Genomic DNA, 1,107 nt, shown 5'->3' on the forward strand with positions numbered 1-1,107 from the left:
TAATACCAATTGCATTAATTAATTGACCAACTTTATCCACTCTCTCCAACAGAGATTTTTGACTCGTTCAACATCCGCAATGAATGTATTCCAAGCGCGAGAGACCTGTTCCACTATTTCTTCGTAACCTCGAAATACGCGGTTTGATAAGCAACGTTGCCGTAACCATTGCCATACTTGCTCCATCGGGTTCAGCTCCGGAGAATAAGGTGGGAGTTTTAACAGACTGACATTGGTAAATGGGCTGGCCGTATCGATCGTATGCCAGCCCGCGCCATCCATTACAACAACGGCATGACGCCCAGGCTCTGTCGCTTCACTTATTAATTTCAGATGCTGCTTCATCACCTCTTTATTCACAAGAGGGCTGATAAGCGCCTGAGTATTACCATTGCTCGGACACACCGCCCCAAAGACATAGCCATAATCGAATTGCTGTTGCTTTACTACTCTTGGCCTGCTGCCCTTGGCTGCCCATATTCTGGACGTCTGATTTTGCTGACCGAATCGTGCTTCGTCTTGAAACCAGACGTCAACGCGATCCAGAGGAAGATGACCGGGAGTGTGAAGGATCGTTTCCAGCAGGAAATTTTTTAAAAGTGTCCTGGGTTTGTTGTGATTGTTTAGGGTGTTTAGAGCGACTGGTTATCCAACTGAAACCGAGCGCATCCATGATGCGGTATACGTTTCGCAACTGATAATCGATTTGGAAGGTGTCGCTAATGTATTGTCGTACATCCTGTGCAATCAAACGCCCCCCCTCCTTTTTAACCGCATTTTCTTTGATAAAATGTGCGATCTGTTCTCGCTGGGAGACGGAGAGCTGACAGGGTCTACCCGGACTAGGTTTGGATTGCAGACCTTCAAGTCCGTGCGCCAGATAGTTGGATACCCAGGTATTAACACTGCCTCTGGCAACCCCAAGGTAAGTTGCTATCTGGGTTCGTGTTTCCCCATTCTTGAAATGATACAAAGCTAGATAGCGGGTTCGCAGTTGCCCGTTGGAGGTTTGCTTTGCTAATTGTTTAAAGTCGTCGGCTGTATGCATATCAAAATCACTCGAATATGAATACCACTATTAGATCAAACTTTTAAGACAATTGGTAT

1 protein-coding gene is annotated in these 1,107 nt (G+C 46.1%); it reads right to left on the bottom strand.

The window, feature by feature from the left end; genetic code table 11:
* Window positions 1-18 precede the first annotated feature (18 nt).
* Window positions 19-1,048, bottom strand: a protein-coding gene (locus tag BIZ39_RS21940; RefSeq protein ID WP_161789755.1) for an IS630 family transposase whose coding sequence is annotated in 2 segments (ribosomal slippage) — window positions 19-595 and window positions 594-1,048 — 1,032 coding nt in all. Because the reading frame shifts where the segments join, the coding sequence is not laid out codon by codon here.
* Window positions 1,049-1,107 lie beyond the last annotated feature (59 nt).

Origin of the sequence: Alteromonas sp. BZK5 (genome assembly GCF_014349115.1) — a bacterium.
GTDB classification, from domain to species: Bacteria; Pseudomonadota; Gammaproteobacteria; order Enterobacterales; family Alteromonadaceae; genus Alteromonas; species Alteromonas macleodii.